General features: G+C 74.1%; 17 protein-coding genes and 1 pseudogene. 15 read left to right on the forward strand and 3 right to left on the reverse strand.

Features of this window, described 5'->3' with window-relative positions; genetic code table 11:
- Positions 1-192: 192 nt before the first annotated feature.
- Positions 193-1,821: a chaperonin GroEL gene (groL, locus tag C2142_RS23210; RefSeq protein ID WP_148644415.1), complete on the forward strand. Its 1,629-nt coding sequence runs from the start codon at positions 193-195 to the stop codon at positions 1,819-1,821.
- A gap of 133 nt (positions 1,822-1,954) precedes the next feature.
- Positions 1,955-2,962, forward strand: a complete 1,008-nt coding sequence (locus tag C2142_RS23215) for a LysR family transcriptional regulator (RefSeq protein ID WP_148644416.1) — start codon at positions 1,955-1,957, stop codon at positions 2,960-2,962.
- Between the two features lie 103 nt (positions 2,963-3,065).
- Here the strand turns inward: C2142_RS23215 and C2142_RS23220 are convergent, their stop codons facing one another.
- Entirely contained in the window at positions 3,066-3,392 is a 327-nt protein-coding gene (locus C2142_RS23220) for a WhiB family transcriptional regulator (RefSeq protein ID WP_148644417.1), read from the reverse strand.
- 560 nt (positions 3,393-3,952) lie between these two features.
- Here C2142_RS23220 and C2142_RS23225 point away from each other — a divergent pair.
- From C2142_RS23225 to C2142_RS23240, 4 genes are all read left to right on the forward strand, one after another.
- On the forward strand, positions 3,953-4,564 hold the full coding sequence (locus tag C2142_RS23225; protein WP_014136228.1) for a response regulator transcription factor: 612 nt from the start codon (positions 3,953-3,955) through the stop codon (positions 4,562-4,564).
- A gap of 539 nt (positions 4,565-5,103) precedes the next feature.
- The gene (gene shbA, locus C2142_RS23230; RefSeq protein WP_206671019.1) at positions 5,104-5,664 is read left to right on the forward strand and encodes an RNA polymerase sigma factor ShbA; all 561 of its coding nucleotides are present in this window, start codon (positions 5,104-5,106) and stop codon (positions 5,662-5,664) included.
- Positions 5,665-5,925: 261 nt separating this feature from the next.
- Positions 5,926-7,428, forward strand: a complete 1,503-nt coding sequence (gene guaB, locus C2142_RS23235; protein WP_148644418.1) for an IMP dehydrogenase — start codon at positions 5,926-5,928, stop codon at positions 7,426-7,428.
- 162 nt (positions 7,429-7,590) lie between these two features.
- Positions 7,591-8,718, forward strand: coding sequence for a GuaB3 family IMP dehydrogenase-related protein (locus tag C2142_RS23240; protein WP_148644419.1), 1,128 nt, complete (start codon positions 7,591-7,593; stop codon positions 8,716-8,718).
- Between the two features lie 72 nt (positions 8,719-8,790).
- On the opposite strand, the gene C2142_RS23245 is transcribed toward C2142_RS23240, so the two are convergent.
- On the reverse strand, positions 8,791-9,354 hold the full coding sequence (locus C2142_RS23245) for a hypothetical protein (RefSeq protein WP_148644420.1): 564 nt from the start codon (positions 9,352-9,354) through the stop codon (positions 8,791-8,793).
- A gap of 253 nt (positions 9,355-9,607) precedes the next feature.
- On the opposite strand from C2142_RS23245, the gene C2142_RS23250 reads away from it, so the two are divergent.
- Complete coding sequence (locus tag C2142_RS23250; RefSeq protein WP_174315681.1) at positions 9,608-11,620, forward strand: serine/threonine-protein kinase; 2,013 nt, start codon at positions 9,608-9,610, stop codon at positions 11,618-11,620.
- A gap of 15 nt (positions 11,621-11,635) precedes the next feature.
- On the opposite strand, the gene C2142_RS23255 is transcribed toward C2142_RS23250, so the two are convergent.
- A complete protein-coding gene (locus C2142_RS23255; RefSeq protein WP_148644422.1) occupies positions 11,636-12,181 on the reverse strand; it encodes an SHOCT domain-containing protein in 546 nt (181 codons plus the stop codon).
- Positions 12,182-12,238: 57 nt separating this feature from the next.
- On the opposite strand from C2142_RS23255, the gene C2142_RS23260 reads away from it, so the two are divergent.
- From C2142_RS23260 to C2142_RS40280, 8 genes and pseudogenes are all read left to right on the forward strand, one after another.
- The gene (locus C2142_RS23260) at positions 12,239-13,333 is read left to right on the forward strand and encodes a hypothetical protein (protein ID WP_148644423.1); all 1,095 of its coding nucleotides are present in this window, start codon (positions 12,239-12,241) and stop codon (positions 13,331-13,333) included.
- A 148-nt stretch (positions 13,334-13,481) separates the two neighbouring features.
- On the forward strand, positions 13,482-15,224 hold the full coding sequence (locus C2142_RS23265; protein WP_148644424.1) for a protein kinase: 1,743 nt from the start codon (positions 13,482-13,484) through the stop codon (positions 15,222-15,224).
- Positions 15,225-15,391: 167 nt separating this feature from the next.
- Positions 15,392-17,035, forward strand: coding sequence for a succinic semialdehyde dehydrogenase (locus C2142_RS23270; RefSeq protein WP_148644425.1), 1,644 nt, complete (start codon positions 15,392-15,394; stop codon positions 17,033-17,035).
- A gap of 47 nt (positions 17,036-17,082) precedes the next feature.
- On the forward strand, positions 17,083-18,900 hold the full coding sequence (locus C2142_RS23275; protein WP_148644426.1) for a GMC family oxidoreductase: 1,818 nt from the start codon (positions 17,083-17,085) through the stop codon (positions 18,898-18,900).
- A gap of 394 nt (positions 18,901-19,294) precedes the next feature.
- On the forward strand, positions 19,295-20,821 hold the full coding sequence (locus C2142_RS23280) for a hypothetical protein (protein ID WP_148644427.1): 1,527 nt from the start codon (positions 19,295-19,297) through the stop codon (positions 20,819-20,821).
- A 1,176-nt stretch (positions 20,822-21,997) separates the two neighbouring features.
- Complete coding sequence (gene guaA, locus C2142_RS23285) at positions 21,998-23,593, forward strand: glutamine-hydrolyzing GMP synthase (RefSeq protein WP_148644428.1); 1,596 nt, start codon at positions 21,998-22,000, stop codon at positions 23,591-23,593.
- 208 nt (positions 23,594-23,801) lie between these two features.
- Positions 23,802-24,386: pseudogene (locus C2142_RS40275) on the forward strand (DoxX family membrane protein); the annotation flags it as partial.
- 207 nt (positions 24,387-24,593) lie between these two features.
- Entirely contained in the window at positions 24,594-24,893 is a 300-nt protein-coding gene (locus tag C2142_RS40280) for a Rieske (2Fe-2S) protein (protein WP_174315727.1), read from the forward strand.
- The last annotated feature ends 9 nt before the right edge of the window (positions 24,894-24,902 follow it).

A 24,902-nucleotide genomic window follows, 5' to 3' on the forward strand; every position in this document is an offset into this window, starting at 1 on the left:
TACCAGGGCGTACCTCGTCCTCTCGGCGCGCGACGTTCTCGCCATCATCGAGAAGTAAGCAGCACCGAGAAGTATCAGTCGTTCCAGCCCGCCCCGGATCCGTGTCCCAGTGACAGGGGCCCGGGGCGTGGTTGTTGGTTCACGTAGTCCGGCGGCCGGCGTGCCGTCCGCAGCCCCGAGGGAATAGGGAACATGGCGAAGATCCTGCAGTTCGACGAGGACGCCCGCCGCTCGCTGGAGCGCGGTGTCAACAAGCTGGCCGACACCGTCAAGGTGACCATCGGCCCCAAGGGCCGCAACGTCGTCATCGACAAGAAGTTCGGCGCGCCGACCATCACCAACGACGGTGTCACCATCGCGCGTGAGGTCGAGCTGGACGACCCGTACGAGAACCTTGGCGCGCAGCTCGTCAAGGAGGTCGCCACCAAGACCAACGACGTCGCGGGTGACGGCACCACCACCGCCACCGTGCTGGCCCAGGCCCTGGTCAACGAGGGTCTGCGCAACGTCGCCGCCGGCGCCGGCCCGGCCGCCCTGAAGAAGGGCATCGACAAGGCCGTCGCCGCGGTCTCCGAGCACCTGCTGTCCATCGCCCGCGAGATCGAGGGCAAGGACGACGTCGCCGCCGTCGCGTCCCTCTCCGCGCAGGACACCCAGGTCGGCGAGCTGATCGCCGAGGCGATCGACAAGGTCGGCAAGGACGGTGTCATCACCGTCGAGGAGTCCAACACCTTCGGCGTGGAGCTGGACTTCACCGAGGGCATGCAGTTCGACAAGGGCTACCTCTCGCCGTACTTCGTCACCGACGCGGAGCGTCAGGAGGCGGTCCTGGAGGACCCGTACATCCTGATCAACCAGGGCAAGATCTCCTCCATCCAGGAGCTGCTGCCGCTGCTGGAGAAGATCCTGCAGGGCGGCGCCTCGAAGCCGCTGCTGATCATCGCCGAGGACGTCGACGGCGAGGCGCTGTCCACCCTCGTGGTGAACAAGATCCGCGGCACCTTCAACGCGGTCGCCGTCAAGGCCCCGGGCTTCGGTGACCGCCGCAAGGCGATCCTCGGCGACCTGGCCACCCTGACCGGTGCCACCGTCATCTCCGAGGAGGTCGGCCTCAAGCTCGACCAGGCCGGTCTGGACGTGCTGGGCACTGCCCGCCGCGTGACCATCACCAAGGACGAGACCACCGTCGTCGACGGCGCCGGCGACGCCGAGGCCGTGGCCGGCCGCGTTGCCCAGATCAAGGGCGAGATCGCCAACACGGACTCCGACTGGGACCGCGAGAAGCTGCAGGAGCGCCTGGCCAAGCTGGCCGGCGGCGTCTGCGTCATCAAGGTCGGCGCCGCTACCGAGGTGGAGCTGAAGGAGCGCAAGCACCGCCTGGAGGACGCCATCTCGGCGACCCGCGCCGCGGTCGAGGAGGGCATCGTCGCCGGTGGTGGCGCCTCCCTCGTCCACGCCGCCAAGGTGCTGGAGGACGGCCTGGGCCTGTCGGGTGACGAGGCGACCGGTGTCGCGGTCGTCCGCAAGGCGCTCGCCGAGCCGCTGCGCTGGATCGCCCAGAACGCCGGCCTTGAGGGCTACGTCATCACCCACAAGGTCGCCGAGCTGGAGGCCGGTCACGGCTTCAACGCGGCCACCGGCGAGTACGGCGACCTGCTGAAGGCCGGCGTCATCGACCCGGTCAAGGTCACCCGTTCCGCGCTGGAGAACGCCGCCTCGATCGCCTCCCTGCTGCTCACCACCGAAACCCTCGTGGTGGAGAAGAAGGAAGAGGAGGCCGACAACGGCCACTCGCACGGCGGTCACGGCCACTCCCACTGACGCCTGATCAGTGACCGGAGGCCCGGTCCCTGCTCCTTCGGGAGCCGGGCCGGGCCTCCGGCGTTGGGCGTGTTTCAGCGTTCAACTATCAGGAGAATTTTGCATATGGCAAAGCTTGGCTTATAACTGAGGCATGATCGAGGCCCGCCATCTGCGCGTCCTGCGTGCCGTCGCCCGCACCGGCTCCTTCTCCGCCGCCGCCCGCGAGCTGGGCTGTACGCAGCCCGCCATCAGCCAGCAGATGAAGGCCCTGGAGAAGTCCGTGGACACGCCGCTGGTGGTCCGCTCCGGGCGCGGCATGCAGCTGAGCGAGGCCGGGCGGGTGCTGCTCAAGCATGCCACCGGAATCCTGGCCGGGCTCTGTGCCGCGGAGGAGGAGGTCGCGGCGATCGCCGGACTGCGGGCCGGGCGGGTGCGGCTGGTCTCCTTCCCGACCGCCAGCTCCACCCTGGTGCCGCCGGCCGTCGCCCGGCTGCGGGACGGCCATCCGGGGGTCCGCGTGTCGCTGGTCGAGGCGGAGCCGCCGGAGTCGCTGGCGATGCTGCGCGGCGGCGAGTGCGAGGTCGCGCTGGCCTTCCGCTACCCGCAGGCCCCCGGCGGCGCCCCGGCGCCGGCCGCCGCCCCCGCGCACGGCACGCCGCGCGAGGCGCGGGCCGAGGCCAATCTGGAGGCCCAGCAGCTCAGTGCGGGGACCGACTGGTCCGACCTGGTGGTCACTCCGCTGCTGGACGACCCGCTGGTCGGACTGCTGCCCGCCGCGCACCCGCTGGCCGGGCGGGGCGACGGGCCGGTGGAGCTGGCCGAGCTGGCCGGGGAGCAGTGGATCGCCGGCTGCCCGCAGTGCCGGGGGCACCTGGTGGAGCTCTGTGCGGGGGCGGGCTTCGAGCCCCGGATCGACTTCGCGACCGACGACTACCCGGCGGTGGTCGGCCTGGTGGCGGCCGGGCTCGGGGTTGCGGTGCTGCCGGGGCTGGCGCTGGAGTCGGTGCGCCCTGACGGCGTGTCGGCGGTGCCGGTGCGGACCGCCTCGGGGGCGCCCGCGGTGCGGCAGGTGGTCGCCCTGACCCTGCCGGACCTCGCCGAGGTGCCGGCCGTGGCGCTGATGCTGGAGCGGCTGGCGGGCGCGGCCGCCGGGCGCTGACCCCGGCTCACGCGGCCGTGTGCGTCCCGCCGCGGAGCGGCCGCCCGGGCGGCGTGAAGCGCCGCGAAGAAACGTTTCTCCACGGCGCGTCGCGGGCGAGCGTCTAGCGCTGCAGCCCCGTCGGCGCGGCCAGCGGCACCTCCACCAGACGGTTGCGCGAGCGTCCCATCATCTCCTCGCGCTCGTCCTCGGTCAGGCCTCCCCAGACGCCGTACGGCTCCCGGACCGCCAGTGCGTGCGCCGCGCACTCGGTGCGTACCGGGCAGCGCATGCAGACCTCCTTGGCGCTGGCCTCGCGCGAACTGCGCGCGGCGCCGCGCTCGCCCTCGGGGTGGAAGAAGAGCGAGCTGTCCACGCCGCGGCAGGCTGCGGAGAGCTGCCAGTCCCAGAGATCGGCGTTGGGGCCGGGGAGGCGGGAGAAATCTGCCATGGCTCATTCCCTTCAGAGGCTCGTCGGCCACGGGCCGGCCACCGGCGGGCTGGGCGGTGCGGCACGGCGAGGCTTCGATGCGCTGGTGTGGACACCTGGAAATATGACTTAAGGCAACTCCATGGACAAGTCACCCACAGAGTGGCACAACAGTCAATGACCATACGAAAGCTATAAAAACGGGCAAAGTGGGCATGGACTTCGGCGGGCGCAGGCGTGGCAATCGGGTGGCCGACGGGCGCACGGCACCGGGCGTCGGCGTGCGGGTCGTGCGCCGACCGCGCGCGAGCTGCACAAAAGTGCGGCGTGTGCACCGCGATGCAGCCGATCGGTAACGGGTTGGCCACGTACAGTGGTGGAGATGGCCCTGAAAGCCGTAACTCATTCGAGTGACGGTCGTTGGAAGTGCGGAGGCGGTTAGCGGGCGCCGGACGTCGGGAACGATCGCGGGGAAGTTCAGGCGATCGGCACGGAGTCCGTCGCCAATCGGCCGTGTCGGAGAGATTCGTACCAGCCAGGAGGCTCAACGTGACGCGGATCAGCTGCGGAGGACGACGGTCATGACTTCCGTTCTCGTTTGCGACGATTCCCCGCTCGCCCGCGAGGCGCTTCGCCGCGCGGTCGCGACCGTACCCGGTGTCGACCGGGTCACCACCGCGACGAACGGGGAGGAGGTCCTCCGCCGCTGGGTGGCCGACCGCTCCGATCTCGTTCTGATGGACGTCCGGATGCCCGGCCTCGGCGGGGTCGAGACGGTCCGGCGGCTGCTGTCCGCCGACCCGGGCGCGCGGATCATCATGCTCACCGTCGCCGAGGACCTCGACGGCGTCGCCCTCGCGGTGGCCGCCGGAGCCCGCGGGTACCTGCACAAGGACGCCTCGCGCGCCGAGCTGCGGGCCACCGTCACCCAGGCCCTCGCCGACCCGACCTGGCGGCTCGCCCCGCGCCGGCTGCGCAGCCCCGACATGGGTGCCGCGCCGACGCTGACGGCACGTGAGATCCAGGTGCTGGAGGGCATGAGCCACGGCCGCAGCAACGCCGAGATCGGCCGTGAGCTGTTCCTCTCCGAGGACACCGTGAAGACCCACGCCCGACGGCTGTTCAAGAAGCTCGGCGCCTCGGACCGCGCGCACGCGGTGGCCCTGGGCTTCCGCTGGGGCCTGGTCCGCTGACCACGGGCGGCGCCGCCGGGCGCGGCGCGCTGCTGGAGGTTCCTCCCGCCGGGACGTGTGACGTTACGGTCCCGAGGTTGCACCATGGAGTAGTGGAGCACCTCGGGGACCAGCGGACAGGCGCTGCGGCGGACCACGCGGCCGCAGGACACTCGGCGGACGGCGCGACGGACGGGACCGCCGACGGCGGCGGGGCGGGAGGCACGGTGCAGGAGGGGCCGGTGGTGCGCGGCGGCGCGGTGCCCGGCGCCGCACCGCATAACGTTCCGGTGCACAACTCCGGACGCGGTGCCGCGTTTTCCCGTTCGACCAGGCACCATGGACCGATGCGTGACGACGTTGCCGGTGCTGCCGGCGAGGCGGACCCGGTGGAGGCCGAGCCCTCCGGCCCGGGCGGCGCTCCGTCGTACGCGGATTCCGGCGACGGCGAGCCTGGCCACGGGTCCGACCACGGCGTCGGCGAGGACGTGACCGCCGGCGGAGCGGGCGTCGGGGGCGGGATCGGCCGGGCGCCGGTACTCGGCACCGGCGGCTCCCCCCTGGTCGGTGAGCTGGTCGCGGCGGCCGTCCGTGGCGAGGGCCCGGCGATCGACGCGCTGCTCGCCTACGTCCACCCGCTGGCACTGCGCTACTGCCGCGGACGGCTGGTGCGGCTGCCCGGCGGGGCCCGCCACCACGTGGACGACGTCGCCCAGGAGGTCTGCGTGGCGGTGCTCTGCGCGCTGCCCCGCTACCGGGACCAGGGCCGGCCGTTCGAGGCCTTCGTCTACGGCATCGCCGCCCACAAGATCGCCGACCTCCAGCGGGCCGCGATGCGCGGGCCCGGTTCGACCGTCGTCCCGCAGGACGACCTGCCGGAGGTGCCGGACGAGGCGCTCGGCCCGGAGGAGCGGGCGCTGCTCAGCAGCGACGCGGCCTGGGCCAAGGAGCTGCTCTCCAACCTGCCGGCCCGTCAGCGCGAGCTGGTGCTGCTGCGGGTGGCCGCCGGGCTGTCGGCGGAGGAGACCGGCGAGGTGCTCGGGATGTCGCCCGGCGCGGTCCGGGTCGCCCAGCACCGGGCGCTCAGCCGGCTGCGGGCGCTCGCGGAGGAGTCCTCCTGAGTCCGGCGCCCGGCCGGCCCCGCCGGAATGGTCCACGGGCGCCGGGTGTTGTCAAGGGCACACGAGTCCACATTCGCGGTGCCAGTACCATGGGGTATCGGCGCCTGGGCGGGTTGCCAAAGTTTCGCGGGTGCGAGCGGGGTTCCCCTGGAGGTTCCTCCGAAGACACCGAGCTTTCGGCGGCCTGAGCGAGTGAGCGATGACAGCGCCCCCACCCTCAGGGCGCGAGCGGAATAGGCCGGCCACGGAAGGTACCCCCAAATGTCCTACAACGCCGCAGGCGTACCCGAGAAGTTCGCGATGCTCGGGCTCACGTACGACGACGTGCTGCTGCTGCCCGGGGCTTCCGAGGTGCTGCCGAACCAGGTCGACACCTCCTCGCGGGTCTCCCGGAACGTGCGCGTCAACATCCCGCTGCTCTCCGCGGCGATGGACAAGGTCACCGAGGCGCGGATGGCGATCGCGATGGCCCGCCAGGGCGGCGTCGGCGTGCTGCACCGCAACCTGTCCGTCGAGGACCAGGCCAACCAGGTCGACCTGGTGAAGCGCTCCGAGTCCGGCATGGTCACCGACCCGATCACCGTCGGCCCGGAGACCACCCTGGCCGAGGCCGACGCGCTCTGCGCCAAGTTCCGGATCAGCGGCGTGCCGATCGCGGACGAGGCGGGCAAGCTGCTCGGCATCGTCACCAACCGCGACATGGCCTTCGAGTCGGACCGCAGCCGCCAGGTCCGCGAGATCATGACCCCGATGCCGCTGATCACCGGCAAGGTCGGCATCTCCGGCGAGGACGCGATCGGCCTGCTCCGCCGGCACAAGATCGAGAAGCTCCCGCTGGTCGACGACGAGGGCCGGATCAAGGGCCTGATCACCGTCAAGGACTTCGTCAAGGCCGAGAAGTACCCGAACGCCGCCAAGGACGCCGAGGGCCGCCTGCTGGTCGGTGCCGCCGTGGGCGCCAGCGCCGAGGCGTTCGACCGGGCCCAGGCCCTGGTCGAGGCGGGCGTCGACTTCCTGGTCGTGGACACCTCGCACGGCCACAGCCACAACGCCCTGGCCTGGATCGCCAAGATCAAGGCGGCCGTCGGCGTCGACGTGGTCGGCGGCAACGTCGCCACCCGCGACGGTGCCCAGGCGCTGATCGACGCCGGCGTGGACGGCGTCAAGGTCGGCGTCGGCCCCGGCTCGATCTGCACCACCCGCGTGGTCGCCGGCATCGGCGTCCCGCAGGTCACCGCCATCTACGAGGCCGCGCTCGCCTGCCAGGCGGCCGGCGTGCCGGTCATCGGCGACGGCGGCCTGCAGTACTCGGGCGACATCGGCAAGGCGCTCGCCGCCGGTGCCGACACCGTGATGCTGGGCTCGCTGCTGGCCGGCTGCGAGGAGTCGCCCGGTGAGCTGCTGTTCATCAACGGCAAGCAGTTCAAGTCCTACCGCGGCATGGGCTCGCTGGGTGCGATGCAGTCGCGCGGGCAGGCGAAGTCCTTCTCCAAGGACCGGTACTTCCAGGGCGAGGTCACGTCGGACGAGAAGCTGATCGCCGAGGGCATCGAGGGCCAGGTTCCCTACCGCGGCCCGCTCTCCGCCGTGCTGTACCAGCTGGTCGGCGGTCTGCGGCAGACCATGGGCTACGTCGGCGCGGCCACCGTGGCCGAGATGGAGAGCAAGGGCCGGTTCGTCCGGATCACCTCGGCGGGCCTCAAGGAGAGCCACCCGCACGACATCCAGATGACCGTCGAGGCGCCGAACTACACGAGCCGCTGACGCGCTGAACGCCGAGGGGTCCGTCGCTTCCGCAGCGGCGGGCCCCTTCCGCGTGTCCGGGAGGCGGGCCGTCGCGGCGCGCCGACGGGCCGGTGCGGGATACTGGGGGCGGCCGGGGTGACCCGGCGGGCATGAGCAACAAACCAGAAGGGCTCGAACGAAGTGACTGAGATCGAGATCGGGCGAGGCAAGCGCGGCCGCCGGGCGTACGCATTCGACGACATCGCCGTCGTCCCCAGCCGGCGTACGCGTGACCCGAAGGAGGTCTCGATCGCCTGGCAGATCGACGCCTACCGTTTCGAGCTGCCGTTCCTGGCCGCCCCCATGGACAGCGTGGTCTCCCCGCAGCAGGCGATCACGATCGGCCGCCTCGGCGGCCTGGGCGTGCTCAACCTGGAGGGTCTCTGGACCCGCTACGAGGACCCGCAGCCGCTGCTGGACGAGATCGCCGCGCTCGAGGACGAGGCCGCCGCGACCCGCCGCCTGCAGGAGATCTACGCCGCCCCGATCCGGGCCGAGCTGATCAAGCAGCGGATCCAGGAGGTCCGCGACTCCGGTGTGGTCACCGCCGCCGCGCTCTCCCCGCAGCGCACCGCCGAGTTCTCCAAGGCCGTCGTGGACGCCGGCGTCGACGTGTTCGTCATCCGCGGCACCACCGTCTCCGCCGAGCACGTCTCCGGCGCCGCCGAGCCGCTCAACCTCAAGCAGTTCATCTACGAGCTGGACGTCCCGGTCATCGTCGGCGGCTGCGCCACCTACACCGCCGCGCTGCACCTGATGCGCACCGGCGCGGCCGGTGTCCTGGTCGGCTTCGGCGGCGGCGCCGCCCACACCACCCGGAACGTCCTCGGCATCCAGGTGCCGATGGCCACCGCCGTCGCCGACGTGGCCGCCGCCCGCCGCGACTACATGGACGAGTCCGGCGGCCGCTACGTGCACGTGATCGCGGACGGCGGCGTCGGCTACAGCGGCGACATCCCGAAGGCCGTCGCCTGCGGCGCCGACGCGGTGATGATCGGTGCCGCGCTGGCCCGTGCCACCGACGCGCCGGGCCGGGGCTTCCACTGGGGCATGGAGGCCGTGCACGAGGAGCTGCCGCGCGGCAAGCGGGTGGACCTCGGCACCGTCGGCACCACCGAGGAGATCCTCACCGGGCCGTCGCACACCCCCGACGGCACCATGAACCTGTTCGGCGCGCTGCGCCGCGCGATGGCCACCACCGGCTACACGGAGCTCAAGGAGTTCCAGCGGGTCGAGGTCACGGTCAACCCGGCGCTCAACCACCGCTGAGCAGCCGTGCAGTGACGGAACGGGGCCCCGCCGGACGCGATCCGGCGGGGCCCCGTCGCGTCCGGGCCCGCCCTAGCTCGGGGTGGCCGTCCGCCGGGTGAGCAGGAAGCCGCCGATCAGGGCGATGCCGTAGAAGACGAGGTCCAGCGGGTGCCGGTCGGCGCGCCAGAGCCGCAGGGCGGCGCCGAGCAGTTCGCCGTACGGGGCGCCGGCCAGGTGGTGCAGGCGCAGCGTCTGGCCGAGCAGCTGGCCGAGGAAGAGCGCGCCGGCCGCCAGCAGTGCGCCGAGCGGGGGCAGCACGTGGCTGCGGCCGCCGAGCCGGCCGAGCGGCCAGGCGACGGCGGCGGCCAGGGCGATGGCCAGCCAGCCGATGCCGCCCTCGACCCGGGCCACGGCGGCGCCGTAGGCGAGCGCGCCGGCCAGCATCGCGACGACGGCGGCCGCGACGGCCGGACCGGTCCGCCGTCGGCGCGCGGGCCCGTCGGCGGGCGCGGGCCGGTAGCCGGTCACCGGGGCGCCGGGCATGCCGGGGGCGACGTAGCCCTCGGGGATCTCCGGCTCGGGCGCGACGGAGAAGTGCTGGGCGGTTCGCGGACGTCCCGACTGGCCGTCAGCGCCGGGTGCGGGTGCGGTCATGGGCGTCGAATCCCCCCGGAAAAGACTGTGAGCGGCCGAACGTTAGCAGCGCCCCGGGCCGGTCGGACAGAGTTTTCGATCACAGATCGGGCACGGAGCGCCGTGTTCGGCCGGGCCCGGACACGCGTGGCCGGGGGCCGGGTGGTCGCGGGCCCCCGGGACAGGGGATGATGGAGGCTTGGCGTTCGGGCCCGGCGTCGGGCCGACGCGCTGTCACCTCGACCGGCCAGCACCACATGGGGGAACGTTCCGAATGACCGAGGCGCAGGGTTCCACCGGCCGCCTTCTGGCCGGACGCTACCGGCTGGACGCGGTGCTCGGGCGCGGCGGCATGGGCACCGTCTGGCGCGCCCATGACGAGATGCTGGGCCGGATCGTCGCGGTCAAGGAACTGCGGATGCACGGCAGCGTCGACGAGGACGAGAAGCACCGGCTGATCGTCCGCACGCTGCGCGAGGCCAAGGCGACGGCCCGGATCCGGCACAACTCGGCGGTCACCGTCTTCGACGTGGTCGAGGAGGACGACCGGCCGTGGATCGTCATGGAGCTGGTCGAGTCCCGCTCGCTGGCGGACGTGATCAAGGAGGACGGGCCGCTCGCGCCCGCCCGGGCCGCCGAGATCGCGCTCGACGTGCTGGGCGTGCTGGTCGCCGCGCACGCGCTCGGCATCCTGCACCGCGACGTGAAGCCGTCCAACGTGCTGATCGGCGAGGACGGCCGGGTCGTGCTCACCGACTTCGGCATCGCCAGCGTGGAGGGGGACGCCTCGGTGACCTCCACCGGGATGTTGGTCGGCGCGCCCTCGTACATATCCCCGGAGCGGGCCCGCGGGCAGAAGCCCGGCCCGCCGGCCGACCTCTGGTCGCTGGGCGGCACGCTGTACGCGATGGTCGAGTGCCGGCCGCCGTACGACCGGGGTTCGGCGCTGGCCACCCTGACGGCGGTGATGACCGAGGAGCTCGGCGCGCCGCTGAACGCCGGGCCGCTGCGGCCGGTGATCGAGGGGCTGCTGGAGAAGGACCCGGCCGAGCGGCTGGACGCCTCGCAGACCCGGTCGATGCTGAAGCGGGTGGTGGCCGAGGCCACCGCGCGGGCGGAGTCGACCACCGAGCACGCGATGCCGGTGAAGCCGGCGGCACAGGACAAGGGCGCGGCGGAGACCGGGGACGGGGCCGCCGTGGCGGCGGAGAAGCCGGCCGCCGTGAAGCCCGCCGTGAAGCGGCCCATCGGCGGGCTGCTCGGTACCGTCCGGGTCGGCAGCCGGGCCAAGGACGCCGAGGCCGCCGAGACCGCCGGCGTCACCGGTACCACCGGTGACGCCGAGGGCGGCGCCGGGACTGCGGATAAGCCCGCGGCCGACACGGCCGGCGCGCCGGCGACCGAGCCGATCCGGCCGGTCACCAGCGAGTGGACCCTGGGCGCGACCCAGGCGGCCGGGGCCGACCCGCGCACGGGCCGGCGGCGGCTGGCCGTGGTCACCGTGGTGCTGGTCCTGGTGCTGATCGCCGGGGTGGTCGCGGTGCTCCAGGCCGTCGGCGGCTCGGACGACCGGTCGACCAAGGGCGCGGGCGGTACCGCCCCGGCGGTGGCGGTCACCACGTCCCCGACGGACAAGCCCACGTCGGCCGGCTCGGCCTCGTCGGCCACCTCGCCCACGTCCGCCTCGTCGGCCGCGACGGCCCCGGCGGGCGGCCCGGCGAGCCAGGCGGCGTCCGGCACCCCGGCGGCGTCCACCGGGACGGCGGCCCCGGTGCAGACCTCCGCCGCGCCGGTCACCCCGTCGGCCGCCCCGTCGGCCCCCACCACACCGGCCGGTCCGGCCGTGCCCGCCGGCCACCACGAGTACAAGGACCCGTCCGGCTTCTCGGTCGTGCTGCCGGACTGGCTCCAGCCGGCCGGCTCGGAGGCGACCCGCCGGACGTTCAAGGGCAACGGCAGCACCCTGAAGATCGAATGGACCACCACCCCCGGCGCGAGCGCCGTCGCGGACTGGCAGGAGTCCGAGCCCGGGCTGCGCGGCCAGGTCTCCAACTACCAGCGGGTTCAGCTCCAGACCGTCGCCTACCGCGAGTGGACCAACGCCGCCGACTGGGAGTGGATCAACGGCAACCCCCGGATGCACTCGCTCAACCGGGGTTTCGTCACCGGCACGCCTGCCAAGTACGGCTACGCGATCTACTGGACCACCCCGGACGCGGACTGGAACGCGCCGGCGAACACCCAGGCCCGCCAGGTCGCCTTCGACTCCTTCCAGCCCGCGCCGTAGCCGATCGCGGCCGGCTCAGCCGATCAGGCGCTGCTTGGCGCGGCTGAACTCCTCGGTGGTGAGCGCCCCGGCGGTGTGGAGGGCGGCGAGGCGCTCCAGCTGGTCCAGCAGCTCGGCGCCGGAGGCGGCGGGTGCCTCGGCGGGCGCGGCGGGCGCGGCGGGCAACTCCTGTGCGGCGGTCCGGGCCAGCCGGGCGGCGGCCTTGAGCTGCTCAGCGAACACCTCGGCCTTGACCACGTCCTCGAACCGGTGCGAGCCGGTCAGGGCGACCACCAGCAGCACCTCGCCGTTGAGCCGGGACCTGCTGACGGTCGCGTCGGTCACCGCGGAGAGCGGAACCGGGACGGGCGGCTTCCCGTCCTTCAGGAAGAGCAGCCGGTGTGTGGTGAGGACCAGTACGCCCTTGCGGAAATGGTCGGGGTGGCGCCCCGCGGTGGAGGCGACCGGCCTCTCGTCGCGCGCCACGTTCGCCTCCACGGTGCGCAAAGCCGCGGCCCGGGTGTCACTGTTGCTGTTGCCGGCCACGTCGAAGGCCGCGTCGATCAGATCGGTCCAGTCCATGTGATCGAGCGTAGACCGGCGGCCAACTAGGCTGGGGCGCGAGCGAGAGGAACACGCATGCGAGCGGGTCCGGTTCAGGTGCTGGCGGGGCGTTACCGGCTGACGGACCGTCCGGAGGAGCTGCGCGCCTTCGCGGTGGACGAGGCGACCGGGGGCGCGGTCCTGCTGCGCGGCCTGGAGCTGCCGGCGGTACTGACGGGCGGTCACGATCCGGACGAGATGGCGCCGGAGCAGGGCGAGCGGCTGGTCCGCCGGGTGGCGGCGGCCGGTTCGACGGCGCCCGCGCACCCCAGGCTGCTGCAGGGGGCCGGGGCGTTCGTCGAGGGCGAGCTGCTCTGGACGGTCGAGGAGCGGCCGGCCGGGGTGTCGCTGGCCGACCTGCTGGCGGCCGGGCCGGTGCCGCCGTACCGGGCGGCCGAGTTGGCGGCCGACCTGGCCGGCGCGCTGCGGGCGCTGCACGAGGCGGGGCTCGCGCACGGCAATCTGACCGCCGAGTCGGTGCTGGTCTGCGAGGACGGTGCGGCGCTGCTGGGCGGGCTGCTGCCCGGGGTGGCCGAGGAGGCGCTGGCCGAGGAGCTGGGCGGGCCCGGCGGGCGCCGCCGCTACGACGTGCGGGCCACGCTGGTCGGCCCGGTGGCGGAGCGCTGGCCGCTGGACGGCGGCCCGGCGGGCGACTGCTGGGCGCTGGGCGTGCTGGTGCAGCGGCTGGTGACCGGCCGTTCGCCGTTCCCGGACCGCGGCGTACCGGAGCTGGTCACGGCGGTGCGGGACGGCCGGCGGGAGCCGTCGGCGGTGTGCGGGCCGCTGGCGCCGGTGGTGGAGCGGCTGCTCCAGCCCGATCCGACGCTGCGGCCGACCGCGGTGGGCGTCCGGCAGGAGCTGGCGGACCTGCTGGCGGGTGCGCCGGAGCCGGCCGACGAGGAGCGGGCGGCGCGGGCCCTCGCGCTGCGGCCGGACGCCCCGCTGGTGCCGTTGACGCCGCGGCGGCGCGGCCGGGGCGGGCCGCCCGTGGAGCCGGTGGCGGCGGAGGCCGGGCCGGAGCCGGGCCGGCGGCCGCTGATACCGCCGGCGCTGCTCGGGCCGGTACTGGTGGGCGGGGTCTTCCTGTTGCTGCTGCTCGGGGTGGTGGCCGTCGTCGTGTTCGCGGGCTGATGTTCGCAGGCTGACGGTGTCCGCCGGGCCCGTGTGGACGACCGGGTGGGCGGGGGAGATTACCGGGGTGCGGTCGGTGCGCCTAATGTGTGCGTCAGATCTGTTCGAAAAGTGGTCTGCACGGGCCCTCCCGTCGAGGTGACGGCAGGTGGAAGAGGGGGAGCAGTCGCCGATGGGCGTGCAGGACCGGCCGGAGGCGGCCGAGGCGGAGCGGCTGCTGGCCGGACGCTACGAGCTGGGCGACCGGCTGGGCCGCGGCGGCATGGGCACGGTCTGGCGGGCCTGGGACCGGATGCTGGACCGCGAGGTCGCGGTCAAGGAGCTGACCGTCAGCCACCTCCCCGAGGAGGAGCTGCAGATCCTGCACGCCCGGATGAAGCGGGAGGCCAGCGCGGCCGCCCGGATCAAGCACCCCGGCGTGATCACCGTGCACGACGTCCTGGAACAGGACGGCCGGCCGTGGATCGTGATGGAGCTGGTCGACGGCCGGTCGCTGGCCGACGTGATCAGCCAGGACGGCACGCTCCAGCCGCGCGCCGCCGCCGAGGTGGGCGGCCAGGTGCTGGCCGCGCTGCACCGGGGCCACCAGCTGGGCGTGCTGCACCGGGACGTGAAGCCGGCCAACGTGCTGCTGGAGCGCGGCACCGGGCGGGTGGTGCTGCTGGACTTCGGCATCGCGACGTACGAGGGCTCGACCGAGCTGACCCGGCCGGGCGACCTGGTCGGCTCGCCGGACTACCTGGCGCCGGAGCGCGCCCAGGGCGACCGCCCGGGCCCGGCCTCCGACCTGTGGGGCCTCGGGGCGACGCTGTACGCGGCGGTCGAGGGCGAGTCGCCGTTCCGCCGGACGTCGCCGTTGACCACGCTGGCCGCAGTGGTCGGTGATCCCCTGCCGGAGCCGCGCCGGGCCGGGGCACTCGGGCCGGTGCTGGCCGCGCTGATGGCCAAGGATCCGGCCGACCGGCCCTCCGCGGACGAGGCGGCCCGGATGCTGGCCGAGGTGCAGGCCGGGCACACCATGGGCTTCAAGCCCGTCGCACCGGTGAAGACGCCGACCCAGTCGGTGCCGGTGGTGGACCGGACCGAGGTGCCGTCCGTACCGGCGCCCGCCGCCGAACCCGAGACCACGGCCGGGCCGCCCACGCCGCCGGCCACCGTGACGGACGCCGAGCCCGCCGTCGCGGGACCCGGCGCGTCCCCCTCCGTTGGGGCGCCCACCGGGCCGACCGCGCCGGTGGTGCACCCCGTCGCGCCCGCGCGCGGGCCGACCGGACGCCGCAACGCGCTGCGGCTCGCCGCGATCGGGCTGACCGTCGCCGTGGCGGCCGCAGGGGTGACCCTCCTGGCCACCCGGCACACCGGCACCCCGGTCGCCGACCCCGGTCCGACCGCCACCGGCGTGCCGCAGCCCACCGGGTCCGGCGACGCCGATCCCGCGCCCACGGGCTTCCGCTGGGTGGACGACCCGGCGGGCTTCCGCTTCCCGCTGCCGGTGGCCACCCCGCCCTGGCAGCGCAGCACCGACACCGCCAACCAGATCTTCTACAGCCCGGACAACAAGTCGCACTACCTCCAGTTCGCCGTCACCGTCGGCCAGTCGGTCAAGCCGCTGGAGCACATGCGGCAGATGGAGAGCACCGTCTCCAAGCTGAAGGAGTACCGCCAGCACAAGCTGACCAGCGTCGCGGTGAACGGCCACGACGCGGCGGTCTGGGAGTTCAGCTACGCGGCCAAGGAGGGCGGCCGCCGGCGGGCGATCGAGGCGGAGTTCATCGACGACGACGGGACCGGCTACGCCGTCTACCTGTCCTGCCCCGACACGGACAAGGACTGGCCGGAGGGCGAGCGGCGGTTCACCACGGTGCTCAACCACTTCACCCCGACCCGCTGACCCGCCGGCCTCCGACCCGCTGACCCGCCGGCCCCCGACCCGCTGGGCCCGGCCGACCCGCTGGGCCGAGCCGGCCGTCCGGCCCCCGGCCGTCCGACCCGCGGCACGGGCGGTTTCTTGTTACCCACGGGTACCGAACCGGCCGCCGAGCGCCTAGGCTGCGCCGTATGACGGACCTCACAGCAGATGACTCGGCCCTCCGGCACCCCGGTGCAGGGGCCGCGGACCGCAACCCCGCCGCCCCCGGGGGCGGTCGTACGGTCGCCGCGGCCGTCCCGTCGTCGCTGGTCGCCCGTCTCGCCGGCGGGATCACCGCGACCGGCGAGCCCAGCCTGGTGGAGACCGTCGCCCCGCTGACCGGCGAGCGGCTGGCCGCCCTGCCGCGGTCCACCCCGGCCGACGTCGAGGTCGCCTACGAGCTGGCCCGCCGCGCCCAGCCGGCCTGGGCCGCGTTGCCGGTACGCCGGCGCGCCGCCGTCCTGCTGCGCTTCCACGACCTGCTGCTCAGGCGCCAGGACGAGGTGCTCGACCTGATCCAGGCCGAGACCGGCAAGGCCCGGCTGCACGCCTTCGAGGAGGTGATGGCCGTGGCCGGGGCCGCCCGGCACTACGGCCGCGCCGCGCACGGCTACCTGCGCGACAAGCACCGCGCCGGCGCCCTGCCGCTGCTCACCCGGACGATCGAGGCCCGCCGGCCCAAGGGCGTGGTCGGGCACATCTCGCCCTGGAACTACCCGCTGGAGCTGTGCATCGGCGACGCGCTGCCCGCCTTCGTGGCCGGCAACGCCGTGGTCAACAAGCCGGACACGCAGACCGCGCTGACCGCGCTCTGGGCCCGCGAACTGCTCGTCGAGGCGGGCCTGCCGGCCGACCTCTGGCAGATCGTGATCGGCGACGGCCCGGTGATCGGCCCGGCCGTGGTCGAGGGCGCCGACTACGTCTCGTTCACGGGCTCCACCCGCACCGGCCGCGAGGTCGCCCAGCGCGCCGCCGCCCGGCTGGTCGGCGCCTCGCTCGAACTCGGCGGCAAGAACGCCATGCTGGTGCTGGCCGACGCCGACCTCGACCGGGCGGCCGAGGGCGCCGTCCGCGCCTGCTTCTCCTCGGCCGGCCAGCTCTGCATCTCGATCGAACGACTGCTGGTCCACCGCTCGGTGGCGGACGAGTTCCTGGCGAGGTTCGCCGAGCGCACCCGCGCGCTGCGCCTCGGCGGCGGCCTCGCGTACGGCGCCGACATGGGCTCGCTGGTCTCCGTCCGGCAGCTGGACGCCACCACCCGGCACGTGGAGGAGGCGGTCAAGGCGGGCGCCACCGTGGTGGCCGGCGGCCGGCCCCGGCCGGACCTCGGCCCGTTCTTCCACGAGCCGACCATCCTGGACGGCGTCACCCCCGAGATGGCGGTCTGCGCCGAGGAGACCTTCGGCCCGGTGGTCTCGGTCTACCGCTTCGACACCGAGGACGCGGCGGTGGACGCCGCCAACTCCACCCCGTACGGGCTCAACTCCAGCGTCTGGACGAAGGACCTGCGGCGCGGCCGGGCGGTCGCGGCCCGGCTGCGCACCGGCACGGTGAACATCAACGAGGCCTACGCGGCGGCGTACGGCTCGGTCGCCGCGCCGATGGGCGGCATGGGCGACTCCGGGCTCGGCCGGCGGCACGGCTCCGAGGGCATCCTGCGGTTCACCGAGGCGCAGACCATCGCCGGCCAGCGGCTGATGCCGCTCGCGCCCTCGTTCGGGCTGGACGACAAGCAGTTCGCCGCGGTGTTCACCGGCGGGCTGCGGGTGCTGAAGGCGCTGCGGTTCAAGTAGGCCGGTCCGGCTGTCGGTTCACATCTCTCCCGAAGGAGCAGTGGCACATGGTGGGGTCCCGCAATGAGGCCGGGTTCGACTACGACGTGGTCGTGATCGGCTCGGGCTTCGGTGGTTCGGTCTCCGCGCTGCGGCTGACCGAGAAGGGCTACCGGGTCGCCGTCCTGGAGGCCGGGCGGCGCTTCGAGCGCGACGAACTGCCCAAGAACTCCTGGGACCTCGCCAACTACCTGTGGGCGCCCAAGCTCGGCATGTACGGCATCCAGCGGATCCACCTGCTGGCCAACGTGCTGATCCTGGCCGGCGCCGGGGTCGGCGGCGGCTCGCTGAACTACGCCAACACCCTCTACGTGCCGCCGAAGCCGTTCTTCGAGGACCGCCAGTGGGCCCACATCACCGACTGGCAGGAGGAGCTGGCGCCGTTCTACGACCAGGCGCAGCGGATGCTGGGCGTCCGGATCAACCCGACCGTCACCCCCTCCGACGTCCACCTGCGGGCGGCCGCCGAGAAGATGGGCGTCGGGGACACCTTCCACATGGCGCCGGTCGGGGTCTTCTTCGGCGACGGCAAGGACTCCGACGGCGCGGCCAAGGCGGCGCCCGGCGACGAGATCGCGGACCCGTACTTCGGCGGCGCCGGCCCCACGCGGCGGGCCTGCGTGGAGTGCGGCGAGTGCATGACCGGCTGCCGGCACGGCGCCAAGAACATGCTCACCGAGAACTACCTCTACCTGGCCGAGCGCGCCGGCGCCGAGATCCACCCGCTCACCACGGTGGCCCGGATCCGCGAGTACGCCGACGCCGACGGGAACCAGGGCTTCAAGGTGGACGTCCGCCGGACCGACTCCCGCTCCACCACCGACCCGGTGAAGGCGGGGGCGCGGACCATCACGGCCGCCCGGGTGGTGGTCGCGGCCGGCACCTACGGCACCCAGTCGCTCCTGCACCGGATGCGCGACGGCGGCCACCTGCCCGGCATCTCCGCCCGGCTCGGCGAGCTGACCCGGACCAACTCCGAGGCGCTGGTCGGCGCGCAGACCACCGACCGGCGGTACGGCGCGAAGGCGGACTTCACCAAGGGCGTCGCGATCACCTCCTCGATCCACCCGGACGAGAACACCCACATCGAGCCGGTGCGCTACGGCAAGGGCTCCAACGCCATGGGCGCGCTGTCGATCGCCCAGGTCAGGGGCGGCGGCCAGGTGCCGCGCTGGCTGCGCTACGCGGGGACGACGGTGCGCCACCCGGTGACCTTCGCCCGCTCGATGAACAAGCACCGCTGGTCCGAGAAGACGATCATCGGCCTGGTGATGCAGTCGCTGGACAACTCGATCACCGTCTCGCTGAAGAAGAAGGGCCTCGGCAAGGGCCAGCTGACCTCCACCCAGGGCCACGGCGCGCCCAACCCGACCTGGATCCCCGCCGCCGAGAAGGGCGCCCAGGCGCTGGCCGAGGAGATCAACGGCTTCGCGGGCAGCGCGGTCGGCGAGATCTTCGACATCCCGATGACCGCCCACTTCCTCGGCGGCTGCCCGATCGGCGACTCCGCCGAGACCGGCGTGGTCGACCCTTACCACCGGCTCTACGGCCACCCCGGGATCAGCGTGGTGGACGGCTCGGCGGTCTCCGCCAACCTCGGGGTGAACCCCTCGCTGACGATCACCGCGCAGGCCGAGCGGGCCATGTCGATGTGGCCGAACAAGGGCGAGGACGACCGGCGCCCGGCCCCGGGCGAGGCGTACCGGCGGGTGGAGCCGGTGGCGCCGGTGCGCCCGGTGGTGCCGAAGGAGGCCTTCGGGGCGCTGCGGCTGCCGTTGCTGGCCGTCCCCGAGGTGCCGAAGAAGCGTGGTGCGCAAGCCTCCTGACCCCTCGCCGGGGCCGGCCGACGACGCGCCGCAGCCGGTTGACAGCGGTCCGCGCACGGTGGGATAAACGGGCTCCCTGGGGGACCAGGGGCTTGTTCTCACGGGGGGATCACAGTCCATGGCCATCTGCGCATCGTGCGGCGCGGCTTCGGCGGAGGGGGCGCTCGGCTGCGCCTCCTGCGGACGGCCGATGACGCCGCCCCCGCCCGCCACGGCACCGCCCGCGCCCCCCGCGGCACCGCCCGCCCCGCCCGTCGTGCCCCCGGCGCCGCCGTCCGCGCCGGGGTACCCGCCTCCGGCGGCGCCCGTCCCGCAGGCCCCGTCCGGCCGTCCGGCTCCCGTCCCGCCCGGTCACCCGGCGCCCGGGTACGCGCCGCCGGCCGTCCCGCCGGCGGTGGGCAGCTGGGGCACCGGCCGGCCGTACGACCCGGCCGTCGCGCAGCCCGCCGCACTGCGCTGGCTCACCGGCGAGGACTGGCGCCCGGCGCTCAAGGCGGTGGTCGCGCCGGTCGCGGTGCTGCTGCTGGCCGCGCTGATCGCGGCGATCCCGGGCGACTACGAACTCGGCTACGGCAACTCGCCCGAGTACGGCGATCGGTTCGGCACCGCTCTGGCGATGGCGCCGGCCGCCCTCGGCGCGCCGTTCAAGCTGGGCCTCACCGGCCGCGTGTTCCGGGGGGAGGGCGGCCCGTCGATCCTGGTGCGGACGGTGCCGATGACGGTCACCGCGCTGTGGCTGCTCGCGCTCTGGCTCGGCCTGCGGGCCGGCGTCCGCCTCCGCCAGGCCCGCACCGGTGAGCAGCAGACCCGGGCGCAGGCGGCCGGCGAGGCCGTCCGCACCGCCCTGGTCACGGCCGGCGCGACGCTGCTGGTCGGCCTGGTGGGCGGTGCCGACTGGAGCCCGTCGGGCGCCCGCGGACCGGACTTCGGGAGTTACTACGGGGACGTGCAGTACGGCTCGGACTCGGGCTGGCTGGAGGCGGTCGGCTGGAGCGCCCTGCTGGCCGGGCTGCTCGCCTTCACGGTGTACGGGACGGACGCGCTGCGCTGGGCGGCCTGGCGCAACCGCGCCGTGCGCGGCTGGGCGGTGGCCGGGCTGGCCGCGGGCCGGGCGGCGGCGGTGTCGACGGGGCTCGCCGCGCTGGTCGGGTTCGTGCTGATCGCGGTGCAGGACGAGGGCTGGGCGACCGGCACCTCGGTGGCCTTCCTGCCGAACGTCGGCCTGACCCTGCTCGGTCTGGGGTCGGGGGCGACCCTCCGGGCGGCCGACGGCACCGGCCGCTACGACGGCTACTACGAGGACGGGCCGGGCTTCGGCTCCGGCGGCCCGGGCGACGAGTTCTCGGTCTTCGACCTCCACGGCGAGACCGCCGACTGGCGGTGGACCCTGCTGCTCGCCCTGGCCGCGGCGGCCTACCTCGGCTGGACGGCCCACCGGCGCGGGCTCGACGCGGCCGACCGGATCCGGCTCGCCGTCGTGTACGCGGCCGGGCTCACCCTGCTGATGGCGGTCGCCGGTTTCGCGGCGACGTCGGGCAGCGGCTCGTTGAGCGGGCGCAAGGGCGGCGTCGGCGACTTCTCGGTCGGCCTGCTGTTCGGGAGCCAGCTGGCGGCCAACGTGGTCTGGGCGGCGCTGGGCGCGCTGGCCGTGCCGCCGCTGCTGGCGGCCATCCGCGGCGGCCGGACCGCCGGCCGGCCCGGTGCGGTGCCGCCGCAGGGCGGCCCGTACGACGGCGCGGTGCACCCGGACGTGGTCCAGGACGGCGGCGTGTTCGTGCCGGGCCAGGGCCAGGGCGGGGGCCAGGTGGCGGGAGTCGGCGAGGTGACCGGCTCGTACGAGGCGACGCCGCCGCCCGGCCCCGCCGCACCGGGGGCCGGCGGGGAGACCGTCGACCCGGGTGTCCGGCGCAAGCAGCCGTAGCGCGAGCCGGGGGCACGGGCCCTGACGGCCCGCGCCCCTCGCGCGGGCCCGGCGCCCGCCCGCCGCGACGGCGCGAGGCCGCGCCCTGGCCGCGGACAGCCGTGCGCAGGCCGCACGAAGCGGTGCGCAGGCCATCGGGCGGCCCGGGCGCGCCCGCACGGGGCCGGACAGGGCCGGACAGGGCAAAGGGCCCCGCGGGGGAACGGGGCCCTTTGTCGCTCAGCACGCGGCGCCAGGGCTGCGCCGGTGCTGGGTGACGGCGCCGGGGGAGGAGCGCCGTCCTGTCGGTTGGCTTCTGGGACCGAGCCGTCGCAGCGCCGGCGTGGGTGTGCCGGTCGCGCGGGGCGCGCACGCTCACGGTGCGGCGGGCCGGTGCGCATGGCTGCGCAGGGCCTTCGCTCACGGAGCGTGAGGTGACAATCGTTGCCACCAAGGGTCTCGGCGGCACCGGGGCGGGCCTCCGTAGTGGACCTTCGGCCACGGGAGAACCTCTTCCAAGCAGCATCGTGCTGGACGAAGGGCTTGCTCTGCAACCGATTCGGCATGATTCGGCACAGTCCATTTTCGGCCCGGCCGGTCCGGGGCGGTCTGCCGGGAGTCGTCGGGCGGCCCGCCGGGAGGTCCGGGAAGGCGGGTTCGATGATCACGGTGTGTAGTGGTGCGGGCCGGAGCGCACGGGGACGCGCGTAGCGGCGCGGGACGGTGAACGGTGTGCGCCTGGGTCGCGCCGGGGTGCGGCGGCCGGCCTCCGGGCGTCCCCGGGGGCCGACCACCCCACCTCCTTGGTCCAGTCGCGGCCGGGGTCGCTGTCCCCTGCTGCCCGGCCGCCGCACCCGCGCACGGTCCCACGGCGCACCGCTCCCGGCGGGGCCGGGACCGCGGCGGCGCCACGCGCGCCGGTGGACTGGGTTGAGCTCCACGCGTGGTCCTGCACGTCCGTACGGCGGCGCCCCTGGCCGGGGCGGAGGCGGCGCACCTGGCAGGTGCGGCGCGGTCGTACGGTCGTCAGAAGCAACGAACCGACGGCCCGTGCGGTCACGGTCTCTTGGACGGGCAGACGAGTGAAAGCGGCCCGCCCGGTAGACTCGACCTCAGACCCCCGCTCGTCGCCCGCCGCCGCCCTTCGGAGGAAGTGCTGCGCGCGACACCTTTCGTACCGCTGCCGGAAGGCCGTCCGTGTCCTCTGCTATTCCCGACCAGTCCGTACCTGAGACCGACACCGTCCTGGTGGTCGACTTCGGTGCCCAGTACGCCCAGCTCATCGCCCGCCGGGTGCGTGAGGCCCGGGTCTACAGCGAGATCGTGCCGAGCAGCATGCCGGTCGCCGAGATGCTCGCCAAGAACCCGAAGGCGATCATCCTCTCCGGCGGTCCCTCGTCGGTCTACGAGGAGGGCGCGCCGCAGCTCGACCGCGCGATCTTCGAGGCCGGGGTTCCGGTCTTCGGCATGTGCTACGGCTTCCAGCTGATGGCCAAGACGCTCGGCGGCACCGTCGACAACAGCGGCGCCCGCGAGTACGGCCGCACCCCGCTGACCGTCTCCCGCACCGGCTCGACCCTGTTCGAGGGCGTCCCGGCGCAGCACTCGGTCTGGATGTCGCACGGCGACGCCTGCTCGGCCGCCCCCGAGGGCTTCACCGTCACCGCCTCCACCGACGTGGTGCCGGTCGCGGCCTTCGAGAACGACGAGGCCCGGCTCTACGGCGTCCAGTACCACCCCGAGGTGCTGCACTCCGACCACGGCCAGCAGGTCCTGGAGCACTTCCTCTACCGCGGCGCCGGCATCGCGCCGACCTGGACCACCGGCAACGTGGTGGACGAGCAGGTCGCGCTGATCCGCGCCCAGGTCGGGACGAAGCGTGCCATCTGCGGCCTCTCCGGCGGCGTGGACTCCGCGGTCGCGGCCGCCCTGGTCAACAAGGCCATCGGCTCGCAGCTGACCTGCGTCTACGTCGACCACGGCCTGATGCGCAAGGGCGAGACCGAGCAGGTCGAGAAGGACTTCGTCGCGGCCACCGGCGTGCAGCTGAAGGTCGTCGACGCCCAGGAGCGCTTCCTGAACGCGCTCGCCGGGGTCTCCGACCCCGAGGAGAAGCGCAAGATCATCGGCCGTGAGTTCATCCGGGTCTTCGAGCAGGCCCAGGCCGAGATCGTGGCCGAGGCCGGCGAGCACGGCGAGTCGGTGGAGTTCCTGGTCCAGGGCACCCTGTACCCGGACGTGGTGGAGTCCGGCGGCGGTACCGGCACCGCCAACATCAAGTCCCACCACAACGTCGGCGGCCTGCCCGAGGACCTCCAGTTCGAGCTGGTCGAGCCGCTGCGCAAGCTGTTCAAGGACGAGGTCCGGATGGTCGGCCAGGAGCTCGGCCTGCCGGAGGAGATCGTCCAGCGCCAGCCGTTCCCCGGCCCCGGCCTGGGCATCCGGATCGTCGGCGAGGTCACCAAGGAGCGCCTGGACCTGCTGCGCGAGGCCGACGCGATCGCCCGCGAGGAGCTGACCGCGGCCGGCCTGGACCGCGAGATCTGGCAGTGCCCGGTCGTGCTGCTGGCGGACGTCCGCAGCGTCGGCGTCCAGGGCGACGGCCGCACCTACGGTCACCCGATCGTGCTGCGCCCGGTCTCCTCCGAGGACGCCATGACGGCCGACTGGTCGCGCCTGCCGTACGAGGTGCTGGCGAAGATCTCGACCCGGATCACCAACGAGGTCAAGGACGTCAACCGCGTGGTCCTGGACTGCACCAGCAAGCCGCCGGGCACCATCGAGTGGGAGTGACCACTCCCGCCGGACGGCCGTGAAACGGCCCTGATCCGGTATTGAACGGCCGCGCCGTCGTTCCCGTACACCAGGGAGCGGCGGCGCGGCCGTTCGCGGTGGGCCGGGGGCCCATCGGGTGGGACCTCCCACCGAAAACGTTCACAAGCGTGCAGAATGCGACCGGACCTGTCAGGCGGTTGGCAGGCCGCGAAGGAAGGTGTGAGGGATGACGGAGGCCAGCAGCCCCACGGTGGCCGGCGGCCCCGCGGAGGCCGGCAGCCCCACGGTGGTCGGCGGCTCCGTGGCGACCGGCGCGGGGGCGACCGGCCCGGGGGCGGACGGCTGGGCCGGACGGGCGGCGCGGCTCAAGGCGACCGCCTCGCGGTACGCGCTGCTGCCGCTGCGGATCTTCCTCGGCGCCACCTTCGTCTACGCGGCGCTCGACAAGCTCTCCGACGCGCACTACCTGGCGGGCGCGGGGGACCCGGCCTCCTTCGTCTCGCAGACCCGGGCGGTCAAGGGTTCCAGCCCGATCTCCTTCCTGCTCGGCACCGCGCTCGACCACCCGACCCCGTTCGCGCTCGCCGTCGCCTTCGGTGAGCTGGCGGTCGGCCTCGGCACCCTGCTCGGCCTCTGGGGCCGGATGGCGGCCCTCGGCGGAGCACTGATCAGCCTGAGCCTCTGGCTCACCGTCAGCTGGAACGTTTCGCCGTACTACCTCGGCAACGACCTCGCCTACCTGATGGCCTGGACCCCGCTGCTGCTGGCCGGCACCCCGTACCTCTCGCTGGACGGCTACCTGGCCGAGCGGGCCGCCCGGGACCGCGCGCGCGGGCTGGCGGAGGGCCACGCCCGGCGGCGGGCGCTGGTGGACGGCGGGATCGCGGCCGTCGCGATCGGTGGCGCGGGGCTGCTCACCGGATCGCTGACCGCCACGTTCGGGCGGGACAAGAAGGCGGTCGGCCCGTCCGCCACCCCGGCCACGACCGGGAAGACGCCCGCCGGACCGCCCGTCTCGGTGGCCGCCGCGAGCGTCCCGGTCGGTGGCTCGGCCCAGGTCAAGGACCCGGCCACCGGCGACGCGGTCTACATCGTCCAGCCGAAGGCCGGTCAGTACTGCGCCTTCTCGGCGGTCTGCACCCACTCCGGCTGCGCCGTCGACGCGCCGAAGAACGGTCAGCTGTACTGCCCGTGCCACGGCTCCCGGTTCGACGCGGCCACCGGCGCCGTGGTCAACGGCCCGGCCACCAAACCGCTGCCCAAGTACGGCGTCACCAAGGACGGCGACAAGCTGAACCTCGGGCCGCTGCAGAGCTGAGCGGCGGGT

Source organism: Streptomyces sp. CB01881, assembly GCF_002953255.1.
Lineage (GTDB): Bacteria > Actinomycetota > Actinomycetes > Streptomycetales > Streptomycetaceae > Kitasatospora.

Bases quoted from the DNA above. Each gene is read 5' to 3' on its own strand.
- groL (WP_148644415.1), top strand. From the start codon at position 193: ATGGCGAAGATCCTGCAGTTCGACGAGGACGCCCGCCGCTCGCTGGAG.
- C2142_RS23215 (WP_148644416.1), top strand. From the start codon at position 1,955: ATGATCGAGGCCCGCCATCTGCGCGTCCTGCGTGCCGTCGCCCGCACC.
- C2142_RS23220 (WP_148644417.1), bottom strand. From the start codon at position 3,392: ATGGCAGATTTCTCCCGCCTCCCCGGCCCCAACGCCGATCTCTGGGAC.
- C2142_RS23225 (WP_014136228.1), top strand. From the start codon at position 3,953: ATGACTTCCGTTCTCGTTTGCGACGATTCCCCGCTCGCCCGCGAGGCG.
- guaB (WP_148644418.1), top strand. From the start codon at position 5,926: ATGTCCTACAACGCCGCAGGCGTACCCGAGAAGTTCGCGATGCTCGGG.
- C2142_RS23245 (WP_148644420.1), bottom strand. From the start codon at position 9,354: ATGACCGCACCCGCACCCGGCGCTGACGGCCAGTCGGGACGTCCGCGA.
- C2142_RS23250 (WP_174315681.1), top strand. From the start codon at position 9,608: ATGACCGAGGCGCAGGGTTCCACCGGCCGCCTTCTGGCCGGACGCTAC.
- C2142_RS23255 (WP_148644422.1), bottom strand. From the start codon at position 12,181: ATGGACTGGACCGATCTGATCGACGCGGCCTTCGACGTGGCCGGCAAC.
- C2142_RS23260 (WP_148644423.1), top strand. From the start codon at position 12,239: ATGCGAGCGGGTCCGGTTCAGGTGCTGGCGGGGCGTTACCGGCTGACG.
- C2142_RS23270 (WP_148644425.1), top strand. From the start codon at position 15,392: ATGACGGACCTCACAGCAGATGACTCGGCCCTCCGGCACCCCGGTGCA.
- C2142_RS23275 (WP_148644426.1), top strand. From the start codon at position 17,083: ATGGTGGGGTCCCGCAATGAGGCCGGGTTCGACTACGACGTGGTCGTG.